Below are 25443 nucleotides of genomic sequence, written 5' to 3'. Positions count from 1 at the left end.
AAAGGCCAAAAAGACCCTAAAAACAAGTTTTCAAGATGGAATTTAGGGTAAACCCCAATGATTTTTGAGGCCTCGCTGCCGACTGCAAGCCTCACCCGAGCGTCTGCAAGTCAGGGGGCTTGCATCAGTTCTAGAATGAATTTCATGAAAGTTATCAGCCACATGAATTCAATCAAACGCCATGAGCACTTTTGACCCTGACGCGCTGGAATGCCTGGCCACCATTGTGGAAGAAGGTGGTTTTGAGCGTGCAGCGGTGCGCTTGTCGATCACCCAGTCCGCCGTGTCGCAGCGGCTGCGCTCGCTGGAGGTGCAGGTGGGCACGGTGCTGATTGTGCGCAGTCGCCCGCTCAAAGCCACCACCGCCGGGCGCTTGCTGCTGAAACACGCCATGCAAATGCGCCTGCTGCGTGCCGACCTGGAGCACGAGCTCAAAGACATGGCACCCGGCGCTGCCGGGATGGCGGGCGAAGATGAGCGCATCTCCATTGCCATCAACGCCGACAGCATTGCCTCGTGGGCACTGCCAGCCTTGAGCCCGCTGGCGCACCAGGGTTTGGGGCTGGAGATCATCACCGACGACCAAGACTTCACGGTGGAGTGGCTGCGCGAAGGCCGCGTGCTGGGCTGCGTGACCACGCTACCGGCGGCTCTGCGCAGTTGCAAAGTCACACCGCTGGGCGCCATGCGCTATGTGGCAGTAGCGCAAACGGCTTTTGCCCAGGCGCGCTGCCCGGCCGGCCTAACGGCACACAACTTCAGCCAGTTGCCCTTCATCGCCTTCAACCGAAAAGACGATTTACAAAGCGAGTTTGTGGCGCAAAAGTGTGGCCTCAAACAAGTGGGTTTGAGCCAGCTGTATGTGCCCAGCTCCACCGGACAAGTGCGCGCTGTGCTGGATGGCTGGGGGGTGAGTGTGCTGCCAGAGCTGCTGGTGCGTGAGCATCTGCGCAGTGGCGCCTTGGTGGACGTGATGCCCGGCCAAGCACTGCATGTGGCGCTGTACTGGCACTGCTGGAACCTGGAGTCTGCGCTGCTCGATGCACTCAGCAACACCCTGAAAAAAGCCGCCGACATTGCGCTGGTGCGCATGGGCGGCGGCTTGACACAAAACAGTGGCAGTTAGCGCACGATCAGCACCGGCACTTTGCAGCCGGCCAGCACCTCGGTAGCCACCGAGCCCACCACCAGATTGATCAATGTGCCGTGGCCGTGGGAGCCCATCACCACCAGGTCAAACTTGCCCTCTTCGGCCATTTTGGAGATCAAGTCACCGGGCTTGCCGGTCTTCCAGGAGCACTTGGCCTCAACCCCATGGCGCAACAAAAATTTGGTCACCGGTGCCATCACGCGCTGGCCTTCGTCCTCGTAGTATTTGGCCACCAACTCTTTGCCCAGCGCCGCCCGCGCTTGGGTGGGCAAGACCATTTGGGCGGTGAAAGCGGCGTATTCGTTTTTGAGCGAAAACAACTCATGCGCTGCCAGATAAGCCAGCATTTTTTTGGTGTAACTGCTGCCGTCAACGGCCAGAAGAATCTTCATGGGGAACTCCTATTGAATGGATCGGTTCAGTTTACCCAAGGGCTTGAGCCACGTGTTGCCTCATGTCAAGAAAATGCCAGGAAACCAAGGGTAAACCCCTGGATAAATTCTCACTTCAGGCCATCGTAAATTTCAACCGCAAGCACTTCATTTGACCCGCGTGCCCACCCAGGCCGCGCCCACAATCAGCAAGGCCGCCAGCCCCACCGACCCACTAAAACCGCTGTCCGTGACCCACAGCAGCAAGCTGGTAGACAACAGCGGGGTCAGGTAGCTCAAGATGCCAATGTGGCGCGCATCACCTGTTTTGAGTGCCTTGTCCCACAAGAAAAACGCCGCGCCCATGGGTCCTAGCCCCATCAAACCAATCAGCAGACCGTCACCCAGGGTCAGGCTCACCGGGGTCTCCAGCCAGACATGGCACAGCAATGACAACGCGCCTGAAACCCAGGCAAAAGTGCCAATAGCGGCGGTAGGGAAATGCGCCACCCGGCGGGTCAGCAGCGAATAACTGGCCCACATGAATGCCGCTGCAGCTGCGGCCAAATAGCCCCACAGAGTGTTACCAGCCAGAGGTGTGGAGGTACTGTGGCTGGGCGCTTGCCCCAAAATCACCACTGCTGCACCAGCAAACCCCACCACGGCAGCGGCCACATGCTGCCAGCGCAAGCGCACCCCCGGCAACACCAGGGGTGCCAGCACCACCATCAGCAAAGGCCACAGGTAATTGACCAAATTGGCGGCCACCGGGGGCGCATGACGCAGCGCCACAAACAACAAAAAGTGGTAACCAAACAAACCGTACACGCCCAGCGCCAGCGTGGGCAACGGCACCCGCCAGGCCGCCAGTTTGAAACCCGACAGCGGCAAGGCAATCAGCCCCCCCACCGCCAGCGACAAACCCGTCAGAAAAAACGGTGGCAGGTGGCTCAAAGCCACGCCCAGGCTGGCCAAGCTGCTCCACAGCGCAATGGCACCCAGCGCCAACAAATGCGGGTGCGGTTGAGACTCGCGCGCGCTCATGCAGCCTCTTGTGGGGGTGGGCTTGCCCATGGGCGGCGCGACAGTGCCAGCGTCATAGGCGCTGATCTGTGCTGGGGCGTTGCCACAGGTTGATGCCGCCTTCCACCGCGTGCTGGTCAATCAGCGCCAACTCTTCGGGGCTGAAGCTGGGTTGCGTGAGGGCAGCCACCAGCTCGGTGATCTGCGCTGCCGAGCTGGCGCCAATCAGTGCGCTGGTGACCCGCGCGTCACGCAGCACCCAGGCCATGGCCATTTGCGCCAGACTTTGGCCGCGTGCTTGCGCCAATTCGTTCAGGGCGCGCACATGCGCTAGGTTTTGTGGGCTTAAAAATTCGGGCTTGAAGGAACCGCCACCGGGGCGGTTGATGCGTGCGTCAGTGGGCACGCCGCTGAGGTATTTGTCAGTCAGCAAGCCCTGCGCCAGCGCGCTGAACGCGATGCAGCCCATGCCAGTGTCTTGCAGCGCGTCGAGCAGCCCGCCCTCAACCCAGCGGTTGAGCAGGCTGTAAGACGGTTGGTGAATCAAGGCACGCACGCCCATGCCTTGCAACAGGGCGGCCACCTCGCGGGTTTTGCCTGCCGAGTAGCTGCTCAGACCTACATACAAGGCCTTGCCCTGCTGCACGGCGCTGGCCAGTGCGCCACAGGTTTCCTCTAGCGGGGTGTCGGGGTCGAAGCGGTGGCTGTAAAAAATGTCCACATAGTCCAGCCCCATGCGCTGCAGGCTTTGATCCAGGCTGGCCAGCACATACTTGCGCGAGCCGCCGCCTTGGCCGTAGGGGCCTGGCCACATGTCGTAACCGGCTTTGGTGGAGATGATGAGTTCATCCCGGTAGGGCTTGAAGTCGCGGCGCAAGTGTTCGCCAAAATGGGTTTCAGCGCTGCCGTAAGGTGGACCGTAGTTGTTGGCCAAATCAAAGTGGGTGATGCCTGCGTCAAAGGCGGTGCGCAACATCTCACGCTGGGTGTCAAACGCGGTGGCATCGCCAAAGTTGTGCCACAGCCCCAGGCTGATGGCGGGCAGTTTCAGGCCACTGTGGCCACAGCGGCGGTAAGGCATGGCGGCGTAGCGGGTGGCAGCAGCGGTGTAAGACATGGGCGGTTTTGGGGTAAAGAGGAAGACGCGCGAGTGTAGGGCGGGGTGACGCAGACCTTAGGCAGGGGCAGGGGCGTGGATGCTCACCGCACTGAACAAACACCGCCGCTCGCATTTTTTGCAGCCCGTGCAGGCCGCCTCGTCGTGCACCGCCGCGGTTTTTCTGAAGCCTTGTGGTGACAGGGACAGCAGGTGCAGTGGGCAGGCGGCCACGCACCAGCCGCAGCCGCAGCCGGTGCAGCGTGCCGGGCTGATGACAACTTTGAAAGTGGACTTATTGACGGCCAAAGCCAAAGATGTCGGGGGTCACAATGCCCTCCACCTGGTCAACCAAGCGCAGCAGCGGTTTGAGCTCACGGTAGCGGGCGCAGGTGGTGCGGATGTAGCCAATGAAGCGCGGGGTGTCGGCCAGGTACTGCGGTTTGCCGTCGCGCAGGGTCAGGCGGGCAAAAATGCCTGCCACTTTCAGGTGGCGCTGCAGCCCCATCCACTCGACAGCACGGTAAAACTCGCCAAAGTCATCCCCCACCGGCAGACCCACTTGGCGCGCCTTTTGCCAGTAGCGAATGGTCACATCCAGGCAAAAGTCTTCGTCCCAGCTCAAAAACGCGTCGCGCATCAAGCTGGCAATGTCGTAAGTGATAGGGCCATACACCGCATCTTGAAAGTCCAGCACCCCCAGCTGACCTGCTGGCGTGGGGGGCAGCGCTGCACACGCAGTGGCAAGCGTGGGGGCCATCAGATTTCTGGGCATGAAGTCGCGGTGCACAAATACGCTGGGCTGGGCCAGGTTGTTGGCCACAATCTGCTTGAAGCTGTTGTCAAGCGTGAAGCGCATGGCTGCGTCGATCGCCAGGCCTTTGTACTGGCCGATGTACCAGTCTGGAAACAGCGCCAGCTCGCGCATCAGCAGCGCTTCGTCATAGGGCGGCAAGACCCCCGGTGCGGAGCTGAGCTGCCAGGCAATCAGCGCGTCGACCGCTTGCAGGTACAGCGGCAAATTGGCTGACGCGTCATGCGGCTGGATGATGTGCATCAGCGTCTGCTGACCCAGGTCGGTCAGCAGCATGAAGCCTTGCGCCTGTGCCCAGGCCAGCACCTGAGGCGCGTGCACGCCTGCGGCTTGCATCAGAGCCGCCACCTTGACAAAGGGTTGGCAGTTTTCTTGCGCTGGCGGGGCATCCATGATGATGTATGAAATAGGTCTCAAATCCTTGTCATCATTGCATGAGCCACTCTCAATTCTGAAGTACCTGCGAAAACTTGCATCGGCACTGGCCAGGCGCAAGGTGCTGGGTTGCAGGTTGAATTGGGGGGCAGTTTGATGCAGCCAGCGGTCAAATTGGCGCGCGCGCTCGGCATCAGGGAAGGCAATGTCTGAAACCTGGGCAGTGGGGGGAAGGGGTTCTTGGCTCATGGATAATGAGATTCTAAAACCCGACCCAACCCCGCTTCGTCATGCCCGTCTCTGCCGTTAACTTTGTGATTGCCTCATGCGCCGGGTAAAGCTGCCTGTGGTGGCACAGCCAGTGCTCGTGCCTGCTCACTGGGGTGTGACTTCTTGTCACATCCTGAAGGCCTTGCTGCCCCTGATGGTGGTCAACGCGCACGCCCAAACACCCGCAGAGCCCGCGCTGCAGCTGCAGGCCAGCCCGCAGTTGCAAGAGGCCATCGATGCTAACGTGCGCCGCCAGTTGCCCACCTTTGTGACCGGCGCGCACATCAGCGGCCGCCCAGACCTGAACACCCTGGTGCAAGGTGCTGCCGAGCTGCGCAAGGGCGACATGGTCATTCGTGCCGACCAGTTGGACTACGACCAGCCCACCGACCTGGCCAAAGCCAGCGGCCATGTGCGTATCAACCGTGCTGGCAATGTTTACGAGGGGCCGCTGCTTGAGCTGCGACTAGACGCTTTTGAAGGCTTTTTCAACACCCCCAACTACCATTTTTTACGCAACGACGCCCATGGCCAGGCGGACCGGATTGAGTTTCTGGACGCGCAACGCTCGGTCATCCACAACGCCACCTTCACCACCTGCAAGCGCTTGCCCGGCCCAGACTGGATGCCCGACTGGATTTTGCGAGCCAGCCAGATCACCCTGGACAACGATGAAGATGTGGGCACCGCCACTGGCGCCGTGCTCAGCTTCAAAGGGGTGCCGGTGCTGCCCGTGCCCTATGTGAGTTTTCCGCTGAGTGACCAGCGCAAATCTGGCGTGCTGCCGCCCACGCTGGGCGTGGACAACGTCAATGGCTCCGAGGTGTCGGTGCCCTACTACTGGAACATTGCGCCCAACCGCGATGTCACCGTCACGCCCACCGTCATGACCAAGCGCGGGGTGAATCTGGACACCGAGTTCCGCTACCTTGAGCCCGACTATGCGGGCACCCTACGCGCCAACTGGATGCCTTCAGACAAACTGCGCAGCAGCAACCGCTGGGGGCTGAACCTGAACCACCAAGCGCGCCTGCAAAGCCCCTGGACGGCTGGCCCCGCGCTGCTGGCCCTGAACCTGAACCGCGTCAGCGACGACAACTATTGGCGCGACTTCACCCGCGCCAATGCCTCGCTGACACAGCGCCTGCTGGCCAACGATGCCATCCTGAACTGGAGCAGCGGCGCCTGGGCCAGCTCACTGCGCACGCTCAAATGGCAAACGTTGCAAGATGTCACCGCGCCCATCATCCCGCCTTATGACCGCTTGCCACAGCTCACCACCCGCACCAGCCGCAACTTTTGGGGCGGCGGCCTGGATGTGACCCTGGAAGCCGACTACACCCGCTTTCAATCCAGCCGCGCCCTGACCCTGCAGCCCAATGCCGAGCGGGTGTTTTCGGTGCTGCAAGCCAGCCACACCTTTCAGTCACCGGCGGGCTACATCCGCCCCAAGATTCAGCTGCACGCCACCAACTACCAGTTTGACGCAGCGCTCAAAGATGGTTCAACTCAAGCCAACCGCACTGTGCCCAGTCTGAGTCTGGATGCTGGGGTGGTGTTTGAGCGCGACACCCAGCTGTTTGGCCGGGCGCTGCTGCAAACGCTGGAGCCACGCGCCTTTTATGTCAACACGCCCTACCGCGACCAAAGCCTGCTGCCCAATTACGACTCGGGCGCTTACGACTTCAACTTTGCCACCATTTACCAAGAAAACGCGTTTGTTGGCAACGACCGCATCTCAGACAGCAACCTGCTCACCCTGGGCGTGACGTCGCGCTTTTTGAACCTTGACACGGGTGCAGAAGTGGCTCGCGTGGGGCTGGCACAACGGCTGCGCTTTCGTGACCAAAACGTGACCCTGCCCGGCGTGCTGCCGGCCACCGACCGCCTCAGCGACATTTTGCTGGGCGGCTCGCTCAACTGGGACACGCGCTGGAAATTGGATGGCACGGTGCAAATCAACCCCACCACCGATGAGTCGGTACGCGCCACACTGGCGGCGCGTTACAACCCCGGCCGCTACCGCACCCTCAACATGGCCTACCGGTTTCAGCGCAACTCTAGCGAACAAATTGACCTGGGTTGGCAGTGGCCTTTGCACAGCCTGATGGGGGGTGCCAGCCCGGCCGCCGGCACTGACCCAGTGCCCGGGCGCTGGTACAGCGTAGGCCGCCTGAACTACAGCATGAACGAGCGCAAGCTGGTGGACTCGGTGCTGGGCTTTGAGTACGATGCCGGTTGCTGGCTTGGGCGCATCGTGCTGGAGCGGCTGCAAACCAGCAGCGTCACAGCCACCCAGCGCCTCATGTTCCAGTTGGAATTTGTCGGTTTCTCGCGCTTGGGCGTGAACCCGCTCAAGTCGCTCAAAAGTAACATTCCCAATTACCAAACCTTGCGTGAACCTGCTGCCAGCCCCAGCCGCTTCAGCAACTACGATTGACCTGCCATGAACATTCGTCCGAACTCATTGAGCCTTGCCCTGGCCTTGTCACTGACCGCTGCCAGCGGCTGGGTGCAGGCGCAAGGCTTGCACCTTGTCACCGCCCCCAGCCTGACCACAGGCGCCGCGCCCGCGGCCACCTCGCAGGCTGATTTCATTGTGGCGGTGGTCAACTCGGAGCCCATCACCAACACCCAGGTGCGCCGGGAAGTGCAACGCGTGCTGCAGCAAATTGCCCAGCAACGCCAAGCCCAGCCTGATGTGCGGGTGCTGGGTGCCGAGGTGCTTGACAACCTGATCAACCTCAAAGCCCAGCTGCACCACGCCAAAGACACCGGCGTGCGGGTCGAAGACTCGGCCGTCGACATGGCCATGCAAACCGTGGCGCAACAAAACCAGATTGATGTACCCGAGCTGTTGCGCCGGGTGCAACGTGATGGCATGTCAGAGGCAGATTTCAAAACCCAGCTGCGTGACCAAATCACCTTGCAGCGCCTGCGCGAGCGCGAGGTCGAAAGCCGGGTGCAAGTCTCAGAGCTTGACATTGACCAGTACCTGCAGGAGCAAAACAGCAACCAAAGCCTCAGCGCTATTCAGTTGAACCTGGCGCAAGTGCTGGTCTCGGTGCCCGAGTCTGCCAACCCTGAGCAACTGGAAGCTTTGCACAAACGTGCCCAGCGGGCTTGGGAGCGCGCCCGCCAAGGAGAAGACTTTGCCGCCCTGGTGCGCGAGTTTTCTGATGCCGCCGACCAGGTCAACGCCGGTCAACTGGGGCTGCGCGAGGCCAGCCGCTACCCGGCGCTGTTTGTAGACGCCACCAAAGCACTCAAAGTGGGCGACGTGGCCGAGCTGGTGCGCTCACCGGCTGGGTTTCATGTGCTCAAGGTGGTCGAAAAAATCCACGCCGGTCTGCCTACGGCCGTGGTCACACAAAGCCACGCCCGGCATATTTTGCTGGTGCCCAATGCGCGCATCAGCGAAACCGAGGCACGCCAAAAATTGGCCGAATTCAAAAAACAACTGGTCGGCGGCCACGCTGACTTTGCCACCTTGGCACGTGAATTTTCACAAGACGGCAGTGCCGCCAGTGGGGGCGACCTGGGCTGGGCCAGCCCCGGCATGTTCGTGCCCGAGTTTGAAGCCGTCATGAACCGGCTTGCCCCCGGCGAGGTGAGTGACCCGCTGGTGTCGCGCTTTGGCGTGCATTTGATTCAGTTGCAAGAGCGCCGCCAAGCCAGCTTGAGCCAAGCACAACAGCGCGAGAGTGTGCGGGGGTTGTTGCGCGAGAAAAAGATTGAAGACAGCTACCGCACCTGGGCGCAAGACCTGCGCGCCCGGGCTTATGTCGAGCTGCGCGAGCCACCGCTTTAAGGCCCAAGCGGTGAAACACAGCCTCCACATTGCCCGCAAGCGCTTTGGCCAGCACTTTCTGACCGACGGCGGCATCATTGATGCCATCGTGCAAGCCATTGCGCCCCAGCCGGGTGATGCCATGGTTGAAATTGGCCCAGGTCTGGCGGCACTCACGCAGCCGCTGGTGGAGCGCCTGGGTGCGCTGACCGTGATTGAGCTCGATCGCGACCTGGCGCAGCGCCTGCGCAGTCACGGCCAGCTCAAGGTGATTGAATCTGATGTATTGAAAGTGGACTTTACGCAGGTGGCACAAGCGCAGGATGCTATCAAATTAAGAGTTGTTGGCAACCTGCCCTACAACATCTCCACACCCATTTTGTTTCACTTGCTCAACGCGGTAAACGTGGTGCAAGACCAGCACTTCATGCTGCAAAAAGAAGTCATTGACCGCATGGTGGCCAAGCCTTGCACAGCCGCGTATGGCCGCTTGAGCGTGATGCTGCAATGGCGCTACGCCATGGAAAACGTGTTGTTTGTGCCACCCGAGAGTTTTTCACCGCCCCCGCGCGTGGACAGCGCCGTGGTGCGGATGCTGCCGCGCCCTGATGCCGCGCCGCTTGATGTGGCGCAGCTGAGTGAAGTGGTGCAAGTGGCGTTCAGCCAGCGTCGCAAAATTTTGCGCCACACTTTGGGAGCTTGGCTGCAAAACAAAAATTTTGCCGGCCAATTTGACGTGCAACGCCGCGCTGAAGAAGTGCCAGTGGAAGAATTCCAAGCACTGGTGATGGCGCTGACACCCTCAGGGGCGTGCCCAGTGCCATTGGCAGTTCAATGATTAATTGGCCGTCCAGTAACCTGCATTGAACGGGCTGCTCATGCGCAGGGCTTGGGGGGAAATGTCGAGCAATTTGTCGGTGGGCATTTTTTCGCCGTTTTCAGTCAGCACTTCAATGCTGCCCACGCTGTTGGTCGCGCTGGCGTGCGCTGCATCTGCATGCGCTGCGCGTGCCACCGAGAAGGAGTAAAAGCAGCGGAACGGCACTTTGCGGTCACCCCAGTAGTCCACCGTGTCGCGGAAAATGTCGAGCAACTGCTCACGTGCTTCTTTGTCAAACTTGGCATGGGCTGGAATATGCTCTAACACCACCACAAAGCCTTGTTGCGGGCCAGACTTGTGCACCGGGTCAGTCAGGCTGTCATAGAGCGAATCAAAGTTTTTACCTACTGCCACATTCAGCATGAACTGCTTGCCAATCTGATCAAGCACGTCTTGCTTGCTTTGCGCAGTGGCCAGGTTGGCATACAAGAAATGATGTCCGAGCGCTTGAGCGGCCACTTGCAGATCTGGCACACGAAATGCCCGAATAGACTGCACGATGTTGCTGCGTATGCCGCGCAAAGCCATCTCTGCGGGGTTGGTAGGGGTAGCAACTGGGGGTTGAGCAAGTGACATGATGTGCTTTCTTTATGATTTCGTTAAATGACTGTATTCAGGGTTCAATCTTGCGAAAACTCGCATAGTGATCCGCGGTGTAGTAGCAAATGTCTGGCGTGGTGGGGCGCCCCCCACACACAATTCTTCGAGTGCCACGATGTTTCAAACCTGGTGTGGGCACCGTGTATTCACGGTAATAACCACGTTTGCTCATCGGCAAAATTCGCTCACGGTTACCAAACACCACACCATCTTTCTCAGAGGCAAATGGACCGCCCTGAAAAATGAGTGTGTAGGTTTGAACCCCTTGGGCAGGCAAGTCACGCAAGCTGATGGTGCTGAGCAAGCCTGTCGATGCCGGTGCTCTGGCCAGCACCGCAGTGCAGGCCAGCACCACAGCCAGGCTTGCCCACACCCACTTCAGCTTGATCTGTTGCAACATCCACATTTCCCTGTAAACCACGGGTTAACCCGAACTTTTAAGGGCGCTAGTGTCGTTGATCTGCCCCAAAAAAGCAAGCCATTGCCCAATAAATAGGCAATGGCTGCAAGGGCAATGACAGCCCGGGCGCGATGAACCCGGTGGCTGGTTTAACGAACAGCGTTGGCGTCTGCCACTGTCAGCGCCGTCATGTTGACAATGCGCCGCACGGTGGTGCTGGCCGTCAAAATGTGCACCGGCTTGGCGGCGCCCAGCAACACGGGACCTACAGCAATGTTGCCACCCGCTGCGGTTTTGAGCAGGTTGTAGGCAATGTTGGCGGCGTCAATATTGGGTAACACCAGCAAATTCGCATCGCTTTGCAACGTGCTGTGCGGCATGATGATGCCGCGCGCTGCGCTGTCAAGTGCCACGTCACCATGCATTTCGCCATCCACCTCAAGCCACGGCGCTTGAGCACGCAACAAGGCCAGGGTGTCGCGCATTTTGATGGCGCTGGGCTGGCTGCTGCTACCAAAATTGGAGTGGCTGAGCAGTGCCACCTTGGGCGGAATGCCAAAACGCAGCATTTCTTCGGCCGCCATCACGGTGATTTCGGCCAGCTGTTCAGCACTGGGGTCGTAATTGATGTGGGTGTCAACCAAAAACACCTGGCGGCCGGGCAACATCAGGCCGTTCATGGCGGCATAGGTTTTGACACCTTCGCGCTTGCCAATGACTTGATCGAGATATTGCAGGTGCAACGAGGTGGTGCCCCAGGTGCCACAAATCATGCCGTCGACATAGCCCTTGTGCAGCATCATGGCGCCAATCAGCGACAAGCGCCGACGCATCTCGATCTTGGCCACCGGTACGGTCACGCCCTTGCGCTCGGTCATGCGGTGGTAGGTTTGCCAGAAATCGCGGTAACGGTCGTCGTGCTCGACATTGACCACCTCGTAGTCCACACCCTCTTTCAGGCGCAGGCCAAATTTTTCAATGCGCTCGGCAATCACCTTGGGGCGGCCAATCAGGGTCGGCATGGCCAAGCCTTCGTCCACCACAATTTGGGCGGCGCGCAAGATGCGCTCATCTTCACCTTCTGAGAAAGCCACGCGTTTTTTGAGCGCTTTTTTGGCGGCTGTAAAGATCGGTTTCATGACCGTGCCAGAGGCGTAAACAAAGCTTTGCAGGCGTTCGCGGTAAGCGTCCATGTCAGTCACGGGGCGCTGCGCCACGCCGCTGTCGGCGGCGGCTTGCGCCACGGCTGGTGCCACCTTCATCATCAGGCGCGGGTCAAACGGCTTGGGAATCAAATACTCACGGCCAAACGCCAGCGGCTCGCCCGCATAAGCAGCGGCCACCACTTCGCTTTGCTCGGCTTGCGCCAGCTCGGCAATGGCATGCACCGCGGCCATTTCCATCTCGACCGTGATGGTGGTGGCACCCGCATCCAGTGCGCCGCGGAAGATGTACGGGAAACATAAAATATTGTTGATCTGGTTCGGGTAGTCGCTGCGGCCGGTGCCAATGATGGCATCGTCTCGCACCGCTTTGACTTCCTCGGGGGTGATTTCTGGGGTGGGGTTGGCCAGGGCAAAAATGATGGGGTTGGGCGCCATGCACTTGACCATGTCTTGCTTGAGCACACCACCAGCGGACAAACCCAAAAACACATCGGCGTTGTCAATCACTTCACCCAGTTTGCGGGCGCTGGTGGGTTGGGCGTAAATGGCTTTGTCGGGGTCCATCAGCTCCACCCGGCCTTCATAGACCACACCCGCCAAGTCAGTGACCCAGACGTTTTCACGCCGCACACCCAGTTTCACCAACAGCCCCACGCAAGCCAACGCGGCCGCACCGGCGCCAGAGGTCACCAGCTTGACCTTGCTGATGTCTTTGCCAGCCACCTTCAGGCCGTTCATGATGGCTGCACCCACGGTGATGGCCGTGCCGTGCTGGTCGTCGTGAAACACCGGAATCTTCATGCGTTCACGCAGCTTGCGCTCAACATAAAAGCAGTCAGGCGCCTTGATGTCTTCCAGGTTGATGCCACCAAAGGTGGGCTCCAACGAGGCAATGATGTCCACCAGCTTGTCAAGATCGTGTTTTTCGTTGATTTCAATGTCAAACACATCAATGCCAGCGAATTTTTTGAACAGCACGCCCTTGCCTTCCATCACCGGCTTGCCCGCCAGTGGACCGATGTCGCCCAGCCCCAGCACCGCCGTGCCGTTGGTCACCACACCCACCAGGTTGCCGCGGCTGGTGTATTTGTAGGCGTTGTTGGGGTCTTTGACGATTTCTTCGCACGGAATGGCCACTCCGGGGGAGTAAGCCAAAGCCAGATCGTGCTGGTTGATCAGCTGCTTGGTGGCGGCAATTGAAATTTTGCCGGGCGTTGGAAACTGGTGGTATTCAAGGGCGGCACGGCGCAGCTCGGCGCGTTTGTCTTCAGCGGTAGCTGGGGCGGCTTGAGTCATGAGGTCTCCTGCTTATGAGTGCCAGCCCGCAGGCCAGCTTGATGCGAATCAAAGCGGAAATTGTAGACCTTGAGATATGCACAGCCGCTGATGAGGTGGCCAGCGACGCGGCTACACCTGCGGCAACAGGTAGCGCCGCTCCCAGGCGCTGACCTCGCGCTCAAAATGCGCCATCTCGAGCGCTTTCACAGCGCAATAACCCGTGACAAAATCATCCCCTAGCGCTTGTCTGACAAAGAAACTTTGCTCCATTTTTTGAATTGCCTCAGCCATCGAACGCGGCAAACTGTGCGCCTGCTCATAGCCGTTGCCAGACAACGGCTCGGTGGCGCTCAAGTGGGCTTGCAAGCCCTTGAGACCCGCAGCCAGCGACGCGGCCATGGCCAGGTATGGATTGGCATCTGCCCCAGCCACCCGGTTTTCAACCCGCCGCGCGGCCGGTGCGCTGGTGGGCACACGCAGGCCGGTGGTGCGGTTGTCATAGCCCCACTGCATGTGGGTAGGGGCTTGGCTGCCCGCCACGTAGCGGCGGTATGAATTGACGTTGGGGGCAAACATCAGCATCAGCTCGGGACCAAAGGTTTGCAAACCCGCCACAAAAGGCATGAACTGCGGGCTCTCACGCCCATCTGGCAGGCTGAACACGTTTTGCCCCTGCGCGTCCACCAGGCTGATGTGCAGGTGCATGGAACTGCCCGCGCTTTGCGCCATGGGCTTGGCCAAAAACACCGCATTCAGGCCATGCTTCAGGGCGATTTCGCGGGCCGCATATTTGAACAAAAACGCTTGGTCGGCCACCGCCACCGCCTCGCCGTGCAGCAAGTTGATTTCAAACTGGGTGGTGCCCACCTCGTGAATCCAGGTGTCGGTGCGGATGCCCAGCGTTTGGCAGGCATCGCGAAATTCATTCCAAAACGGTGCCAACTCGTTTTGCAGGTTCAGGCTGAAGGCGCTTTGCCCAACCTCGGCGCGGCCGTGGCGCAGCGCGGGGGCTTGCAGCGGCTGGCTGGGGTCAGCTTGAGCCGCAGTCAGGTAAAACTCGATCTCGGGCGCCACCACCGGGGTCAAGCCCATGGCGGCGTAACTGGCCAGCACTTTTTTAAGCACACTGCGCGGGGCAAACTGGCACGGCGTGCCGTCCAGCTCCAGGCAGTCGTGCACCGCCACCGCACGCGGCACACTGGCCCACGGTGCCAGCGCCACCGTGGCGTAATCGGGTTGCAGGCGCACATCGGGGTCTGCATCTGGAAACACCGGGTGGTAGGAATAGTCGCCCGTGACCGCTTGCATCGGGATGGCCTGGCAAATGCGCAGCTCGGTGCCAGCCAAAAAACTGGTTGCGGGCATGAGCTTGCCGCGCGGGTAACCCGTGATGTCAGGAAAAATGCATTCGATGTCTTGCACGCCGTGCTGGGCAAACCAAGCATTCAGGCGTTTGGGCACGCCGGGCGTTGGGGTGGCAAGGTCGGTTGGGGGGTGAGCAGGGGTGGGCATGAAACCAGGTGCATGAATGGTGATGCACCCAGTTTAAGCCGGCCAGCCCATGCGCCGCCACCCCGACCTTCCCCCGGCGGGGGAAGGCGGAACAACCAGCGGGGTTACTGCGCTGCGCTGGCCACAGTGATGTTGGCAGCCACTGCGGGGGCGGCAAACTGGGTGTCGGCTTGCAGCGCTGGTGCGGGCTGGGTGGCGCGGCCAATGCCGCGCTCGGCCAAAGCAAGGCGCATGGCGTTGACGCGGGCCAGATCTTGCGCGCTGCCGGTGCGGCGGTACTGCGCTTGAGCTTGGTGGCTGAGCTTGATCATGCTGGCCACATCATGCGACATGACGGCTTTTTCAGGGTGCGTGACCGCAACTTGGATCACACGGGCAGGGGCTTCTGAGGTGCTGGCGCTTTGGGCGTATGCGGCATTGAAAGACACGACAGAAAGCAGGGCAACCAACAGGGTAGAAAAAGATGTGTTCATGGTGAAAACTCCAAAAAAATAAGGTCTGAAACAAACGGGTCTGATGTTTAAAAAAGACCCCTCGGGCATCGATGTGGCTCAACTTTAACGGGCTGTTTTGACCCTTTTAAGTCAAACGTAACGCCCTGGCGCTGGGCGTGACATCCGTTACAAATGCTTGCGCTTCAAACCTGCTTTGTCACAGTTTGGTGTGAAATAACCACGCATTCATGAGCAATGGAGGGAAAAGTTGACATGACTCGCACCCTCAACCTGAGCCTGAGGCTTTGGATTTTTTAACAAACTCAGCTTTCAAAAATGAAATGAAGAGGGTTGATATACTGAACTAGCGCCGATTTGCCAAAGCTTGCGGGCGCTTAACAAGTTCCGCTAAAGATGCCCTACTTAATGGGTTTGAACGATTGCGAAACCCCTGCCCGCCAAGCCCACCGTGTTTCACGCACCCCTCTCCCCACTGCTGAAGATGTGCTCAAAATGATCGTTACCCCACAGTCCATGCCCTTTGCTGAGCCTTTGCAATTGCAAAGTGGCGCCATGTTGCACGGCTACACGTTGAGTTATGAAACCTATGGCACGCTCAACGCCAGCCGCTCCAATGCCGTGCTGATCTGCCACGCCCTGAACGCCTCACACCATGTGGCCGGGGTGTATGCCGGGCAAGACAAAAGCGAAGGCTGGTGGCACAACATGATTGGCCCGGGCAAGCCGCTTGATACCCGCAGGTTTTTTGTCATTGGCGTGAACAACCTGGGCTCGTGCTTTGGCTCAACCGGCCCGATGCACATCAACCCCAACACCGGTCAGGTGTATGGCGCTGATTTTCCAGTGGTGACGGTAGAAGACTGGGTCAACGCGCAGGCGCGACTGCTGGATGCGTTGGGCATCCAAACCCTGGCGGCGGTGATGGGTGGCAGCTTGGGTGGCATGCAGGCGCTGAGCTGGACGCTGCAATACCCCAGCCGGGTACGACATGCGTTGGTGATTGCCAGCGCGCCCAACTTGACCGCTGAAAACATTGCTTTCAACGAGGTGGCGCGGCGTGCCATCACCACCGACCCAGATTTTCATGGCGGCCATTTTTACGCGCACGGCACGGTGCCCAAGCGCGGCCTGCGCATTGCCCGCATGATTGGCCACATCACTTACCTGAGTGACGATGTGATGAACGAGAAGTTTGGCCGCCAGCTGATTGCCGCCAGCCAAAGCGAGGCCGACCGCGCCTTCTTTTACAGCACGCTCGAGGCCGAGTTTCAAATAGAGAGCTACTTGCGCTACCAAGGCGACAAGTTTGCCGAGTATTTTGATGCCAACACCTACCTGCTGATCACCCGCGCGCTGGACTACTTTGACCCGGCGCGGGCTTTTGGAGGCAACCTGAGCCAGGCGCTGGCCAGAGCCACCGCCAAATTTTTACTGGTGAGCTTCACCACCGACTGGCGCTTTGCCCCTAAGCGCAGCCGCGAGATGGTGAAGGCACTGCTGGACAACCAGCGCGACGTGAGCTATGCCGAGATCAACGCGCCCCACGGGCATGATGCATTTTTGCTTGATGACGCCCGCTACATGGGCGTGGTGCGCTCATATTTTGAGAGTATTGAGGTGACCGCATGAGTGACCCCCATTTGATGCTGGCGCTGGCCAACCTGGTGCCCGAGGGCGCACGCGTGCTGGATCTGGGCTGTGGCGACGGTGCCATGCTGGCGCACTTGCAAAACAGCCGCGGCTGCACTGGTTATGGCGTGGAGATTGCCGATGCCAACGTGCTGGCCTGTGTGAAGCGCGGCGTGAATGTGCTGCAGCTCAACCTGGACGAAGGCCTGAGCATGTTTGCCGACGCCAGCTTTGACGTGGTGCTGCAAATTGACACCTTTCAGCACTTGCGTAACGCCGAGGTGATGCTGCGCGAGACTGTGCGTGTAGGGCGCATGGGCGTGGTGGCGTTTCCCAACTTTGCCCATTGGCCCAACCGCTTGAGCGTGCTGCAGGGGCGCATGCCGGTGACCAAACGGCTGCCTTACCAGTGGTTTGACACGCCCAACATTCGGGTTGGCACGCATGCCGACATGGGTGTGCTGGCGGCGCGCAATGGCCTGCGGGTGCAAGACAGTTTTGGCCTGCAAGACGGCCAGGTGGTGCGCTGGCTGCCCAATTGGCGGGCGGGCACCTCGGTCTACAAGCTGTCGCGCTAGCGGCTTTGCGCCACCACGCAAATCAATGAGCCACCGGACGCCTTGGCACACCCATGCTGCGCTGCGCTGGCTGGTGTTGCTGGCATTGAGCGGCTTGTTTGGCGGGCTGCTGCAGTTGGCTCAGTTTCCGGCTGGGGTGCTGCTGGGTTGCATGATGGCGGCCATCTTGCTGGCGCTGCAACTCGGACCGGTGGGCTTGCCCAAGCCGGTGTTTGTGCTGGCACAAGCGGTGCTGGGCTGCCTGATGGCGCAAAGCATGCAGCCGCCAGCGCTTGACCAGGTGCTGGCGCGGTGGCCACTGTTTGTAGGCATCAACGTGCTGGTGATGACTGCGGGTGGCTTGCTTGGCTGGTGGCTGGTGCGGCGCAAGGTGTTGCCGGGCACCACGGCGCTGTGGGGCATTGCACCCGGGGCAGCGTCAGCCATGGTGCTGATGGCCGAGAGCTATGGCGCAGACATGCGGCTGGTGGCTTTCATGCAGTACACCCGGGTGGTCATCGTCACCGCGGTAGCGGCCTGGGTGGCGCATTTGGCCATGTCGGTGGCAGACACACCCACGCTGGCACCCAACATGCTGGTGGTGCACGACCTGCGCCATGTGGTGGCCACCGGGCTGCTGATGCTGGTGGCGGCGGTGCTGGCGCAGCGGCTGAATTTGCCAGCGGGGGGCATGGTGCTGGCTCTGGTGGCGGGCACCGTGCTGCAAACCGCAGGGTGGCTGGTGATTGAGTTGCCGCCGCTGCTGCTGATGCTGGCTTACGCCGCCATTGGCTGGAGCGTGGGGCTGCGCTTTACCCGCTTGATTTTGATGCACGCCTGGCAAGCGCTGCCGATGGTGCTGGTGGCCATTGCCGCGCTGATGGGTTTGGGGCTGGTGCTGGCGCTGCTGCTGGTGTGGCTGGCCGGCGTGGCACCGCTGACCGCTTACCTGGCCACCAGCCCAGGCGGCGCCGATTCGGTGGTGGTGATTGCGGCCACCAGCGCGGTGGATGTGGGCTTTGTGATGGCCATGCAGCTGGTGCGTTTTTTGATGGTGCTGGGTCTGGGGCCGCGCTTGACGGCCTGGCTGGCCAGGTAGTGTGCGGCGTGCACGGGGGGCAATGCAAAGTGGTGTGATGGGGCGTATGGGTGTCCAGGGTGTCTAGGGTTTAACCCGGCAGGGCGACTGGGTCAGGCGACCGGGCTTTGGGGGCAAAGGCGCGCGCAAGCGGTGCTGGCGCACTGAGACATCAGCCCCGCGCGTGTTTTGCCCCCAAAACCGCATGCACCTGACCCAGCCGCCGCGCCGTGCCAGAGCCACCCAAGTAGCAGAGCGCCAGAGAAACCCTCACCGCCACCATGCCAGAGACACCCCAACACCAGCCAAACCAGCCAAAGCGACACGGCCATCCACCCACACCTTAGAGAGCGGGAACAAGTCCACATCAATTTGAACCGCAACCGCGGGTACGCCCTAAACTTGGTCAACTCCCTCAACCCGATTGATCTTTATGCGCATTCTGTTGGCCGAAGATGAACCTGCCTTGGCCACCTGGCTGGTGCAGGCGTTGCAGCAAAGCCAGTTTCAGGTGGACTGGGTCAATGACGGCCGCTTGGTGCGGTCAAGCCTGAAAGCCAGCCGCTATGACGCGCTGATTCTTGACCTGGGGCTGCCCGGGCGCGATGGCCATGATGTGCTGGCTGAACTGCGTGACGCGGGGCAGCGTTTGCCGGTGCTGATTTTGACGGCACGCGACTCGCTGATGGAGCGCGTGAGCACGCTGCGCGAAGGCGCTGATGACTTTCTGGCCAAGCCGTTTGAGCTGGCTGAACTGGAGGCGCGCTTGCTGGCATTGATTCGCCGCGCCCGCGGCAGCGACCATCCGCGCTTTGCCTGCGGCCCACTGGTGTATGAGCCGGTGAGCCAGCAACTGCTGTTGAAACACGTGCCCCTGAGCCTGACACCGCGTGAGCACGCGGCACTGTGCGCGCTGGTGCAACACAGTGGCGAACCAATGTCCAAGCGCGACTTGATGGAGCGCGTGTTTTCAGACGAGGTTGACGTGCAGCCAGAAGCCATGGAAGTGCTGGTGCACCGACTGCGCAAACGCCTAGACAAAACTGGCGTGCACATCACCACCGTGCGTGGCCTGGGCTACGTGCTGGAGAGCGACTGATGTCCAACTCCGATCCGCCATCTGACGACACCGAGCCTGCACCAGCGGGTGAACCACGGCGCGGGTTCGGTCTTCACCGCCTGCGCCGTTTAAGCCTGCGCCGCACGCTGCTGCTGGTGTTGCTGCCCGGCATGCTGCTGGTGATGGGGCTGGAAATTGTGGTGAGCTGGCGCACTGCGTTGGCTGCTGCCAATGCCGCTTACGACCGCTCGCTGCTGGGTGCCATCAAGGCCATGGATGCCAATATTTCGACTGCCAGTGGTGGGCTGTCGGTCGAGCTGCCCTACCGCATGCTGGAGTTTTTTGAGCTAACCGCCAACGGCCGGGTGTTTTACCGCGTGGCCAGCGGCGACGGCCTGGTGGAGATTGGCAACGCCGACCTACCTGGGGCACCCCGCCCACTGGTCAATGGCCAGCCGCAGTTCAGCGACGCGCTGTATTACGGTGAGCCGATTCGGCTGGGCTCTTATGCGCGTGCGTTGGCACGGCCACTGTCAAGCGGCTCCAATTCGCGCCAGGTGGTGATTCAGATTGGTGAAACGCTGGAGAGCCGGCAAGACTTCACCCGCCAGCTGGTGATGGAAACCGTGGCGCGCGACCTGCTGCTGCTGCTGGCTGGCCTGGCGCTGCTGGTGCTGGCGGTGAACTGGTCGCTGCGGCCGCTGCAGCGCTTGCGCCAAGAGGTGTTGCAGCGCGACCCGCAAGACCTGACCCCGCTGGATGCGCACCACATTGCCCAAGACGTGCAGCCCTTGGTGGAGGCTATCAACCACCATGTGATGCGCTACCGAGAAGCCATGCAGGCGCGCAGAAGCTTCATTGACGATGCCTCACACCAACTGCGCACGCCCCTGACCACGCTCTCGACACAGGTCAGTTTTGCCCTCAGAGAACCCGATGCAGCGCTTATGAAACAAGCGCTGGTAGCTATTAAATTGCAAGTGGATGACACGGTGCGACAAACCAACCAAATGCTGGCATTGGCCCGCGCTGACACGCTGGAGTGGCACATGGAACCCTGTGACCTGATCGCATTGGCACAAGCGGTCACACGTGCGGCCTGGCCTGACGCGCGCTCACGGCACATTGACCTGGGCTTTGAGCCTTTGGGCAATTTGCCAGCCGAAGTCAGCACCCATGCGGGTTTGCTCAAGGAGGCGCTGACCAATTTGCTGCACAACGCTCTGCACCACACGCCACCGGGCTCCAAAGTCACGGTGCAGGCTGGCATTGAACAACCAGACCTGCCTGCATTGAGCCCCGCACAAGCCGTGCTGCGGGTGATCGACAACGGCCCGGGCATGACCAGCGCAGAGTTGGCGCGCGCTGGCGAGCGTTTTTACCGTGGCAGCGCCCAAAGCAGTGGCTCAGGTCTGGGGTTAGCCATAGCCAAAGCCATCGTGCAACGCCACGGCGGAGATTTAAGTTTGCGGACCACCGACGCAGCAAGCCCCACACCAGGGCTTACCGTGACCCTGCATTGGCCACTGTAGCCGGGGCTTGCACATGTGTTGGTGGCGGTCGGATCATGGTTTTTTGAAGGCTGTTCGCCAAAGCCCTCTGAACATCCTGACGGAATCCTGATACGCCGACCGTTTGCTCATCAAGCCTGATGCCAGTTCAGCCACTGCAGGCCCGGTACACGAGAAAATTCGCGCACGTTGCGTGTGACCAGCGTGGCTTGATAACGCAGGGTGGTGGCGGCAATCAGCGTGTCGTGTGCGCCGATGGGTGTGCCTGCGGCTTCCAAGGCGACGCGAATACGCGCCGCATGGTTGGCGCATTCGCTGTCAAACGGCAAAATTTGCAAGGGTTGCAGCCATTGAGCCAAGGCCGCCAAGCGAGGTGCGGCCGCCTCGGGAGCCATACGCTGCAGCCCATAGCGCAGCTCATATTCCACAATGGCTGGCACACCCAAATCGATAGGGCGCAGAGCCTGCAGACGCGGCACCACTTGTAGGTCGCCTCGAAAGTAGTAGCTGATGATGTTGCTATCGAGAATCAGCATGGCAGGCCATCAAAAGCTGATGCGTGGCGCATCGTCAGGCAGCGTGCCAGAGCTGTCATTGCACAGAGGAAAGTCAGGAAACCGTCCTGCCAATGCCAGGCAATCTTGCGGCCATTCATGGGAGGCATATTTGCGGATGATGTCTGTCACCCAGCGGCTTTTTGACAACCCATGCGCCTTGGCAGCTTGGTCAACCAGTGCCTGTGTGGCATCGTCAAGGTACAGCGTGATTTGAGACATGGCGCAAACTCCTTTGATTCAATCTGACAAGTATGTTTTCAAGTATATGTAGAACAGATACCTCGTCAAGTTGACACGCTCTAGTTGCAGCTGGTTTATGGCAAATATTAAGTGCCAAATAAGGCTCTAGCGCTTATGTATAAAGCATAAGCAGCTATTTATTCAGTAGTTTTTTAACCTCAAACTTCAGCGCGTTGGGTTGCAGTCAAACCGGTCTAGGTTCATCACCTTGACCCACGCGGCGACAAAGTCGTTGACAAACTTTTGTTGCGCATCGTCAGCGGCATAGACCTCAGCGATGGCGCGCAACTGGGCGTTTGAGCCAAACATCAAATCAACCACCGTGCCGGTCCACTGGCGTTCACCCGTGCTGCGGTTTCGCCCCTCCAGCACCCCTTGCGTGCTGGCTGATTTTTGCCATTGGGTGCCCATGTCAAGCAAGTTGACAAAGAAGTCATTGCTCAACACCTCTGGCCGGTGGGTGAACACGCCGTGTGCGCTGTGGTCAAAGTTAGCGTTGAGGGCGCGCAAGCCACCAATCAATACGGTCATTTCGGGGGCCGTCAGGGTCAGCAGCTGAGCCTTGTCGATCAGCAATTCTGCAGCCGCACTTTCGCACCCGACTTGGGCGTAGTTGCGAAAACCGTCGGCGTGTGGCTCCAGCACGGCAAAGGCAGCCACATCGGTGTGGTCTTGCGCCGCGTCCATGCGCCCGGGCGTGAATGGCACGGTCACAGCAACACCAGCTTTTGCCGCAGCGGCTTCGATGGCCGCACAGCCACCCAACACAATCACATCTGCCATGGAAATTTGCTTGCCACCAGACTGAGCCGCGTTGAAAGCCTGTTGGATGGCTTCAAGCTGTGGCAGCACTTGCGCCAACTCGGCCGGTTGGTTGACCGCCCAATCTTTTTGGGGGGCCAGGCGCAAGCGCGCGCCATTGGCACCACCGCGCTTGTCACTGCCGCGAAAGGTGGCTGCGCTGGCCCAAGCTGTGCTCACCAGTTGCGCAATGGACAGCCCGGATGTCAGCAGGCTGGCTTTGAGCGCAGCCACGTCTTGGGCGTCCACCAGCGGGTGGTTCACAGCCGGAATGGGGTCTTGCCACAGCAGCACTTCAGACGGCACTTCTGGGCCCAAGTAGCGCGAGACTGGCCCCAGGTCGCGGTGCGTCAGCTTGAACCAGGCGCGGGCAAATGCGTCAGCAAACTGGTCTGGGTGTTCAAAGAAACGGCGCGAAATTTGCTCGTAGGCCGGATCAACCCGCAGCGCCAAGTCGGTGGTGAGCATGGCGGGGGCGTGGCGCTTGCTGGGGTCATGCGCATCGGGCACGGTGGCTGCGCCCATGCCGTGTTTGGGCGTCCACTGGTGTGCACCGGCGGGGCTGCGGGTCAGTTCCCACTCGTAACCAAACAAGTTCCAAAAATAATTGTTGCTCCATTGGGTTGGGGTGCTGGTCCAGGTCACTTCCAGACCGCTGCTGATGGTGTCACCGGCATTGCCGCGGCCAAAGCTGCTGTGCCAACCCAGGCCTTGGGCGGCAATGTCTTCGGCCTCGGGCGCGGGGCCCACTTGGGCGGCATCGCCCGCGCCATGGGTTTTGCCAAAGGTGTGGCCGCCGGCGATAAGTGCCACCGTTTCTTCGTCGTTCATGGCCATGCGGGCAAAGGTTTCGCGAATATCGCGCGCTGCGGCCAACGGGTCGGGGTTGCCGTTGGGGCCTTCCGGGTTGACGTAAATCAGCCCCATTTGCACGGCCGCCAGCGGGTTTTCCAGCTCACGCTCGCCGGCATGGCGCTGGTCTGCCAACCATTGTTTTTCAGCGCCCCAGTACACATCTTCTTCGGGTTCCCAAATGTCTTCACGGCCACCGGCGAAACCGAAGGTTTTGAACCCCATGGACTCCAAGGCCACATTGCCAGTGAGGATCATCAGGTCAGCCCAGGAGATGCTGTGACCGTACTTTTGTTTGATCGGCCAAATCAACCGGCGTGCCTTGTCCAGGTTGACGTTGTCTGGCCAACTGTTGAGCGGTGCAAAGCGCTGGTTGCCATGACCAGCGCCACCACGCCCATCGCTGGTGCGGTAGGTGCCCGCGCTGTGCCAGGCCATGCGCACAAACAACGGCCCGTAGTGGCCAAAGTCAGCAGGCCACCAGTCTTGTGACTGCGTCATCAGCGCCTTCAAATCCTGCTTGACTGCGGCCAAGTCCAGGCGCTTGAAGGCTTGGGCGTAGTTGAAGTCTTGTCCCATGGGGTCAGACTTGGCCGAGTGCTGGTGCAACAGCCCAAGCCTGAGCTGCTGCGGCCACCAATCGGCATTGACGGTGCCTTTGGGGGCGGGTTTGACTTGGGTGGCACCCGCAAACGGGCATGTGGCTTGGGTTGACATGGTGAGCTCCTTGAAAAGGGGGTTGAAGGGGTGAAATGAACTGTAGAACGCTGGGTTTGATAAAGCCAGTCAATTCATTCAATAGGGTCAATGAACTATGACTATGACCATGAATAAAGTCACCAAGGGTTTCCACTGATTTTTGAGCCGGGTTTTTGAAAGGTGATTGACAGGCTCTTTTTTCTACAGTCACCCCCATGTCGCAACCACCGGCTGGCGGTCAAGCGGCATGTTCAACATACTTACAGGAGATTTTTCATGCGTCTGCATCATGTTTCATGGGCCGCTGTGGCCTGCGTTGCTGGGTTGAGTTTGTCGGCATTGGCCGGCCCACTGGACAAAACCGAATGTGTGGCACCGGCCAAGCCAGGTGGTGGCTTTGATTTGACTTGCAAGCTGGCGCAAGGCGCGTTGCTAGACGGCAAATACACCGCCGACCCGATGCGTGTGAGCTACATGCCCGGCGGTATTGGCGCCGTGGCCTACAACGCCATCGTGGCGCAACGCCCGGCGGAAAACAACACCATCGTGGCATTTTCGGGGGGCTCACTGCTGAACCTGGCGCAAGGCAAGTTTGGCCGCTACAACGAAAACGATGTCCGCTGGCTGGCCGCTGTGGGCAGTGACTTTGGTGCGGTGATCGTGGCCGAAAACTCGCCCATCAAAACTATGCAAGACTTGGTGACTGCCATCAAGGCCGACCCGAGCAAGGTGGTGTTTGGCGCTGGCGGCAGCGTCGGCAGCCAAGACTGGATGAAAGCCGCACTCACAGCACGCGCCGCCGGGCTGGACCCCAAAGCGATGCGGTTTGTCGCCTTTGAAGGCGGTGGCGAGGCCATCACGGCACTGCAAGGGGGCCATGTGCAGGTGTATTCGGGCGATGCCTCTGAGGCTGAAGAGCAAATGAAAGCCGGAGCCAAGATTCGCGTGGTGGCGGTGCTGGCAGGCGAGCGCCTGGAGGGCAAGCTCGCTGGTGTGCCAACCATGAAAGAGCAGGGCTACAACGTCCAATGGCCCATCATTCGCGGCTTTTACATGGGGCCCAAGGTCAGCGATGCCGACTACAAAGTGTGGAGCGACACCTTTGCCAAGATGATGGCCACCCCCGCCTACGACAAGCTGCGTGTGGAGCGCGGCTTGTTCAAATTTGCCCTGACAGGAAAAGAGCTCGACGGCTTCATCAAAGAGCGCATGACAGCCTACCGCCAATTGGCCAAAGACTTCAATTTGAAGGTGGCGAACTAACTGGTAAATTGGCCTC

General features: G+C 60.1%; 22 protein-coding genes and 1 pseudogene. 10 read left to right on the top strand and 13 right to left on the bottom strand.

Features of this window, described 5'->3' with window-relative positions; translation table 11 throughout:
- Positions 1 to 181 precede the first annotated feature (181 nt).
- Positions 182 to 1126 (top strand): LysR family transcriptional regulator ArgP, encoded by a 945-nt coding sequence (locus PHT20_RS04815; protein WP_300084299.1) that lies wholly within the window; start codon positions 182 to 184, stop codon positions 1124 to 1126.
- On the opposite strand, the gene PHT20_RS04810 is transcribed toward PHT20_RS04815, so the two are convergent.
- The 5 genes from PHT20_RS04810 to PHT20_RS04790 form a co-directional block, all read right to left on the bottom strand.
- Positions 1123 to 1542 (bottom strand): universal stress protein, encoded by a 420-nt coding sequence (locus tag PHT20_RS04810; RefSeq protein WP_300084297.1) that lies wholly within the window; start codon positions 1540 to 1542, stop codon positions 1123 to 1125. The two genes, PHT20_RS04815 and PHT20_RS04810, sit on opposite strands and share 4 nt — an antisense overlap.
- A 147-nt stretch (positions 1543 to 1689) precedes the next feature.
- Positions 1690 to 2565, bottom strand: coding sequence for a DMT family transporter (locus PHT20_RS04805; RefSeq protein ID WP_300084295.1), 876 nt, complete (start codon positions 2563 to 2565; stop codon positions 1690 to 1692).
- A gap of 52 nt (positions 2566 to 2617) precedes the next feature.
- Positions 2618 to 3661 carry an L-glyceraldehyde 3-phosphate reductase gene (mgrA, locus tag PHT20_RS04800; RefSeq protein ID WP_301019645.1) on the bottom strand — a complete coding sequence of 348 codons (1044 nt, stop codon included), beginning with the start codon at positions 3659 to 3661 and terminating at the stop codon, positions 2618 to 2620.
- 57 nt (positions 3662 to 3718) lie between these two features.
- A complete protein-coding gene (locus tag PHT20_RS04795) occupies positions 3719 to 3955 on the bottom strand; it encodes a 4Fe-4S dicluster domain-containing protein (protein WP_301019644.1) in 237 nt (78 codons plus the stop codon).
- Positions 3936 to 5078 carry a phosphotransferase gene (locus PHT20_RS04790; RefSeq protein ID WP_301019643.1) on the bottom strand — a complete coding sequence of 381 codons (1143 nt, stop codon included), beginning with the start codon at positions 5076 to 5078 and terminating at the stop codon, positions 3936 to 3938. The genes PHT20_RS04795 and PHT20_RS04790 overlap by 20 nt, the downstream gene beginning before the upstream one ends.
- 76 nt (positions 5079 to 5154) lie before the next feature.
- On the opposite strand from PHT20_RS04790, the gene PHT20_RS04785 reads away from it, so the two are divergent.
- Genes PHT20_RS04785 through rsmA form a run of 3 tightly spaced genes read left to right on the top strand, consistent with a single transcriptional unit; the run spans position 5155 to position 9727 of the window.
- Positions 5155 to 7539 carry an LPS-assembly protein LptD gene (locus PHT20_RS04785; RefSeq protein WP_366520893.1) on the top strand — a complete coding sequence of 795 codons (2385 nt, stop codon included), beginning with the start codon at positions 5155 to 5157 and terminating at the stop codon, positions 7537 to 7539.
- Positions 7540 to 7545: 6 nt separating this feature from the next.
- Positions 7546 to 8910: a peptidylprolyl isomerase gene (locus tag PHT20_RS04780; protein WP_301019642.1), complete on the top strand. Its 1365-nt coding sequence runs from the start codon at positions 7546 to 7548 to the stop codon at positions 8908 to 8910.
- Positions 8911 to 8920: 10 nt separating this feature from the next.
- Positions 8921 to 9727, top strand: coding sequence for a 16S rRNA (adenine(1518)-N(6)/adenine(1519)-N(6))-dimethyltransferase RsmA (rsmA, locus tag PHT20_RS04775; RefSeq protein WP_301019641.1), 807 nt, complete (start codon positions 8921 to 8923; stop codon positions 9725 to 9727).
- Between the two features lie 180 nt (positions 9728 to 9907).
- On the opposite strand, the pseudogene PHT20_RS04770 reads toward rsmA, so the two are convergent.
- From PHT20_RS04770 to PHT20_RS04750, 5 genes and pseudogenes are all read right to left on the bottom strand, one after another.
- Positions 9908 to 10345 (bottom strand): annotated as a pseudogene (locus tag PHT20_RS04770) (barstar family protein); the annotation flags it as partial.
- Between the two features lie 37 nt (positions 10346 to 10382).
- On the bottom strand, positions 10383 to 10775 hold the full coding sequence (locus PHT20_RS04765; RefSeq protein ID WP_301019639.1) for a ribonuclease: 393 nt from the start codon (positions 10773 to 10775) through the stop codon (positions 10383 to 10385).
- Between the two features lie 143 nt (positions 10776 to 10918).
- The gene (locus PHT20_RS04760; protein ID WP_301019638.1) at positions 10919 to 13231 is read right to left on the bottom strand and encodes an NADP-dependent malic enzyme; all 2313 of its coding nucleotides are present in this window, start codon (positions 13229 to 13231) and stop codon (positions 10919 to 10921) included.
- 111 nt (positions 13232 to 13342) lie between these two features.
- Complete coding sequence (locus PHT20_RS04755) at positions 13343 to 14725, bottom strand: glutamine synthetase family protein (protein WP_301019637.1); 1383 nt, start codon at positions 14723 to 14725, stop codon at positions 13343 to 13345.
- A 104-nt stretch (positions 14726 to 14829) separates the two neighbouring features.
- Positions 14830 to 15198: a hypothetical protein gene (locus PHT20_RS04750; RefSeq protein ID WP_300082455.1), complete on the bottom strand. Its 369-nt coding sequence runs from the start codon at positions 15196 to 15198 to the stop codon at positions 14830 to 14832.
- Positions 15199 to 15672: 474 nt separating this feature from the next.
- Here PHT20_RS04750 and PHT20_RS04745 point away from each other — a divergent pair, with 474 nt between their 5' ends.
- The 5 genes from PHT20_RS04745 (at position 15673) to PHT20_RS04725 (ending at position 21036) form a co-directional block, all read left to right on the top strand.
- Positions 15673 to 16809, top strand: a complete 1137-nt coding sequence (locus PHT20_RS04745; RefSeq protein ID WP_301019690.1) for a homoserine O-acetyltransferase — start codon at positions 15673 to 15675, stop codon at positions 16807 to 16809.
- The gene (gene metW / locus PHT20_RS04740) at positions 16806 to 17387 is read left to right on the top strand and encodes a methionine biosynthesis protein MetW (RefSeq protein WP_301019636.1); all 582 of its coding nucleotides are present in this window, start codon (positions 16806 to 16808) and stop codon (positions 17385 to 17387) included. The genes PHT20_RS04745 and metW overlap by 4 nt, the downstream gene beginning before the upstream one ends.
- 25 nt (positions 17388 to 17412) lie before the next feature.
- A complete protein-coding gene (locus PHT20_RS04735; protein ID WP_301019635.1) occupies positions 17413 to 18465 on the top strand; it encodes an AbrB family transcriptional regulator in 1053 nt (350 codons plus the stop codon).
- A gap of 412 nt (positions 18466 to 18877) precedes the next feature.
- On the top strand, positions 18878 to 19543 hold the full coding sequence (locus PHT20_RS04730; protein ID WP_301019634.1) for a response regulator: 666 nt from the start codon (positions 18878 to 18880) through the stop codon (positions 19541 to 19543).
- The gene (locus PHT20_RS04725) at positions 19543 to 21036 is read left to right on the top strand and encodes a sensor histidine kinase (protein WP_301019633.1); all 1494 of its coding nucleotides are present in this window, start codon (positions 19543 to 19545) and stop codon (positions 21034 to 21036) included. Before PHT20_RS04730 ends, PHT20_RS04725 begins: the two co-directional genes overlap by 1 nt.
- A gap of 110 nt (positions 21037 to 21146) precedes the next feature.
- Here the strand turns inward: PHT20_RS04725 and PHT20_RS04720 are convergent, their stop codons facing one another.
- The 3 genes from PHT20_RS04720 to katG form a co-directional block, all read right to left on the bottom strand.
- Positions 21147 to 21551, bottom strand: a complete 405-nt coding sequence (locus PHT20_RS04720) for a PIN domain-containing protein (protein ID WP_301019632.1) — start codon at positions 21549 to 21551, stop codon at positions 21147 to 21149.
- A 9-nt stretch (positions 21552 to 21560) separates the two neighbouring features.
- On the bottom strand, positions 21561 to 21791 hold the full coding sequence (locus PHT20_RS04715) for a CopG family transcriptional regulator (protein WP_301019631.1): 231 nt from the start codon (positions 21789 to 21791) through the stop codon (positions 21561 to 21563).
- A 186-nt stretch (positions 21792 to 21977) separates the two neighbouring features.
- Positions 21978 to 24182: a catalase/peroxidase HPI gene (gene katG, locus PHT20_RS04710; RefSeq protein ID WP_301019630.1), complete on the bottom strand. Its 2205-nt coding sequence runs from the start codon at positions 24180 to 24182 to the stop codon at positions 21978 to 21980.
- A 258-nt stretch (positions 24183 to 24440) separates the two neighbouring features.
- Between katG and PHT20_RS04705 the strand changes: the two genes are divergently transcribed.
- On the top strand, positions 24441 to 25427 hold the full coding sequence (locus tag PHT20_RS04705; RefSeq protein ID WP_301019629.1) for a tripartite tricarboxylate transporter substrate-binding protein: 987 nt from the start codon (positions 24441 to 24443) through the stop codon (positions 25425 to 25427).
- The last annotated feature ends 16 nt before the right edge of the window (positions 25428 to 25443 follow it).

Origin of the sequence: Rhodoferax sp. (assembly GCF_028715765.1) — a bacterium.
Taxonomy (GTDB): domain Bacteria; phylum Pseudomonadota; class Gammaproteobacteria; order Burkholderiales; family Burkholderiaceae_C; genus Rhodoferax.
Note: the sequence above shows the minus strand (reverse complement) of the source record. Positions and strands in the feature narration are given on the sequence as shown.